Annotated in this window: 2 protein-coding genes; both read left to right on the top strand. The window is 75.9% G+C overall.

Going from position 1 to position 4,176, the window contains the following annotated elements:
- The first annotated feature begins 76 nt into the window (after window positions 1-76).
- Entirely contained in the window at window positions 77-1,159 is a 1,083-nt protein-coding gene (locus VGI02_RS26140) for a class I tRNA ligase family protein (RefSeq protein ID WP_331632480.1), read from the top strand.
- 1,085 nt (window positions 1,160-2,244) lie between these two features.
- Window positions 2,245-3,921, top strand: a complete 1,677-nt coding sequence (locus VGI02_RS26135) for a hypothetical protein (protein WP_331632478.1) — start codon at window positions 2,245-2,247, stop codon at window positions 3,919-3,921.
- The last annotated feature ends 255 nt before the right edge of the window (window positions 3,922-4,176 follow it).

Genomic DNA, 4,176 nt, shown 5'->3' with positions numbered 1-4,176 from the left:
CGGCTTCGCCCGGATGCTCCAGTGGCGCCGGGCGGCGAAGGGCGGCGCCGGCCACCGGTGAGGGCAGGATGAGGGTGTGACCTCTCGTCTCGCCCTCGCCGGAGAACCGCTGCCGCTGGTCGGGCGTGCCCGGACCTACGTCTGCGGCATCACCCCCTACGACACCACCCACCTCGGGCACGCCGCGACGTTCGTCTGGGCCGACGTGGCCACCAGGGTGCTGCGCCGCATCGGTATCGAGGCCGAGACCTGCCGCAACATCACCGACGTCGACGACGTCCTCGACGCCGCCGCGGAGCGCGCGGGCCGCCGGTTCGACAGCTTCGCCGCCGTCGGGCAGTTCCGGTTCGACCGCGACATGGCCGCGCTGGGCGTCCGCCCGCCGACGCACCAGCCGCGCGCGCACAACCACGTCGACGACGTCGTCCGCCTCGCCTCCGCCCTCCTCGAGCGCGGTGTCGCCTACGAGCGCGACGGCGAGATCCTGCTGCGGGCCTCCGCGGTCGGCCTCGACGTCGTCGCCGCGGAGCCCGACGCCTCACAGATCCCGGTGTCCGCCCGCGCGGAGGACCCCAACGATCCGACCGTCTGGCGGCCCGCCACCCCGGGCGAGGCCGCCTGGCCGAGCCCGTGGGGCGACGGGCGCCCGGGCTGGCACGCGGAGTGCGCCGCGATGGCGCTGTCGGTGCTCGGGCCGGCCGTCGACCTGCACGTCGGCGGGGCCGACCTGCGCCACCCGCACCACCGGTGCATGGCCGCGATGGCCGAGGCGGTCACCGGGGTGCGCCCGTTCGCCCGGGCCCGGCTGCACGTCGGGACGGTGCGCGTGGACGGCGCGAAGATGGCGAAATCGGCGGGCAACCTCGTGCTCGTCGCGGACCTGCTCGAGACCCACCCCGCCGCGGCGGTCCGCCTGCTGTTGCTCGACCGGTCCTGGGCCCAGGCCTGGGACATCGCGCCGGGCGCGCTCGACGCCGCCGCCGGACGCCTCGAGCGCCTCTTCGCCGCGGCCGCACGCCACGTCGACGGCGATGTCGCGGCGGACGCCGTCGTCGCGGCCCTGCTCGACGACCTCGACGTCCCGACGGCCCTCGCGATCGCCGAGGACGAGGGCGGCGAAGCGGCACGAACGGCACTGTCGGTGCTCGGTCTGGCCTGATTTTTCGGTGTTACGCGTGATGCGTCTGTGACACGCGGGCCGGATGTGCTGAATTCCGGCCGCTCGCTGCCTACGGTGTGCCGCGGGTGCGGCCGTCCGTCGCCCCGGGGGAGGCGGAGGAGGGCGTGATGCGCTGGGGCGGGCCGGACGAGGTGACCCTGAAGCCGCCGGAGAGGTCGGCGGTGAAGGCCGGATCCGGGGGCGAGCCCGATCCTGCCGCAGCCGAGAGGACGTCCGGCTCGACGATCGTGGCGGAAGCTCCCGCCGGGACGCCGGAGCCGCGACGCTCGCCCGAGAACGACCCCGAGGCGCCGCACGACGGTGAGGGCGAGTCACCGTCGGGTGGGTCGTCGCCGGGTCAGTCAGCGGTTGGTGAGGCATCCGGGGACTCGGCGGTCGGCTCCGGGGCCGCGAACGCTCCGGCGGCGGCCTCGGCCCCCGCGTCGGGAGACGCCCCTACGTCGGAGCGCCCGCCCGGACCGTCGACGCACCCGGGTCCGCCCGGTCGCCCGGCCGGCCCCTCGAGCAACACCCGCCGGCCCGGTGGCGAGGGCCGGCGTCTGCCCTGGGGTCGGCGGCCGTCGCCGGCGAAGCGGACGGAGAACGGCACGCCACCGGGCGGACCGCCGCCGTCGCGTGTCGACGCCGAGCGGCCCCCGATGCTCGGGGTGCCGCCGTGGCGCACCGGGGACTCCCCGGACGATGCCCGACGGACGTCGGCCTCGACGACGCCGACCACGTCCCGGACGGCGACCCCCGGCACGCCGTCGGCCCCGCGCGGTACTGCGGACGGTCGGGAGGAGCGCACCGACGCCCCGGTCGAGAGCGCCTCCGGAACCGCGACCGATGGTCAGGGTTCTGCGACCGGTACCGCTGATCAGGGTTCCGCGACCGGTGCGGCAACGGCCGCGGCCGGGGCGGCTGCCTTCGGTGCCGCGGCGGCGGGAGGGGCAGTCGCGTCGTCCCGCGCGGCTCCGAAGGAGGAGACGTCGCCCGCCGAGCGGGAAACCGTCCCCGGCGCACCGTCACCCGTCTCGCGCTCCGGTTCGCCTGCCGCCCGGAGCGCGCCCACCGAGCCCGACACCGTGCGCACCGGGACACCCGCGGTACAGCGGCCCGGCGCGCCGACCGAACAGGCTGAAGGGCCCGCGGAGGGCGGACGGGAGACCGGGTCGTCGCGACTCGGTTCGTCCGAGGCGTCGGCGCCCGGGGCGACCCAGGAGAAGTCCCGGGGGACGAGCGGTCCGGTCGCGGGCGCAGTTGCGGCGGGCGCGGGTGCCGCGGCGGCGGCGAGCGCCGCTCCTGCTGCCGTCCCGGCGGAGAAGAAGCCCGGACCGTCCTCGACGTCGGCCGAGCCGGACGCGGCACGGAACGGACAGCGGGAGCGCGCGAAGACCGAGTCCCCGCGGCCTGCTCCCGGTCCTGCTGTCGCGTCGGCGCCTCCGGCAGCGCAGAAGTCAGCGCCGCCGGCGGCGGAGAAGAAGTCCGGGCGGTACACCACCGTGGCGGCGGGCGCCGCGGTCGCGGGCGCGGGTGCCGCGGTGGCGGCGAGCGCCGCTCCGGCTGTCGCACCGAAGGAGAAGCCGGCCGGTCCCTCGCAGGCCGGCTCCACGACCACCGGCTCCACGACCACCGGCTCCGCGACCACCGGCTCCGCGACGACGACCACCGGCTCCGCGACGACGGACACCGGCACCGACACGGCGACGGTCGCCGAGCCGGCGGCGGCCGAGCGCACCGACGCGATGGTCCCGGTCGTCGATCCGGACGCCGGGCCGGAGACTCCGCCGCGGCCGGGCGCCCTGCGGGACCGGCGCCGTCGTCGTCGGGTGCTGTTCGCGTTCGTGCTCGCCGCGCTGATCCTCGCGGCCTTCCTCGGGCTCGTGGCCCTGGTGTCCGATCACGGCTCCTCGAACCCGCCGCGGTCGGCGCCGCCGGAGCCCGCCGTCAGCGTCCCCCTGGCGCCGCCCCCGCCACCACCGCAACTGCCGCGTGGCGGGACGACGATCTTCCCGAACTACCGGGTCGTCGCCTACTACGGCACGGCGGACACCGATCGGCTCGGCGTCCTCGGGGCGGGCACCCCGGAGGAGGCGGCGACGAAGCTCGAGCAGGCCGCGACACCGTTCGCGAGCCCGGGGCGCACGGTGCAGCCGGCGATGGAGCTGATCGTCGGGGTCGCGGACGGGAGCCCCGGGCCCGACGGCGACTACCACCACGACATCGACGAGAACGCCGTCCGCCAGTACCTCGCGACGGCCCGGGCGCACCGCGAGCTGATGATCATCGACATCCAGCCCGGGCGCACCGACTTCATGACGGCGGTCCGGCCGTGGGAGAACCTGCTCCGGGAGCCGGACGTCAGCCTCGCGCTCGACCCGGAGTGGCGGATGCCGCCGGGCGCGGTGCCCGGCAAGCAGATCGGGACCGTGAGCGCCGACGAGATCAACCAGGTCTCGGCGTGGCTCGCCGGCGTGGTCACCGCAGGCAACCTCCCGCAGAAGCTGTTCGTGGTGCACCAGTTCACCTCGAACATGATCACGAACCCGGAGCGCCTCCAGACGCCGCCGCAGCTCGCCGTCGTCCAGCACATCGACGGCTTCGGCGCCCCGCCGAACAAGCTCGGCAAGTACAAGGACCTCCAGCGGCCCCAGCAGCTGCACCTGGGCTTCAAGCTCTTCTACACCCAGGACACCCCGATGCTGACCCCGCAACAGGCCCTCGCGCTGGCACCCGCTCCTGACCTCGTCACGTACCAGTAGTCGTCCTCCGCGAGGCCGCGCACCGCGGTCGAGGGCCGGGGCGGGCCGGTGCCACGACGAAGGCCGCTCGGGAATCGGTTCGTGCACCGTCGCTACGCTCGGGCCATGGCACGAGGCGTCACCCGCATGTCCGATCTGTTCCTGCGCACGCTGCGCGAGGATCCGGCTGACGCCGAGGTGCTCAGCCACCGGCTGCTGGTGCGTGCCGGTTACGTCCGCCGCGTGGCGCCCGGCATCTACTCCTGGCTGCCGCTG

This window comes from Actinomycetospora sp. (assembly GCF_036497245.1).
GTDB lineage: Bacteria > Actinomycetota > Actinomycetes > Mycobacteriales > Pseudonocardiaceae > Actinomycetospora.
Note: the sequence above shows the minus strand (reverse complement) of the source record. Positions and strands in the feature narration are given on the sequence as shown.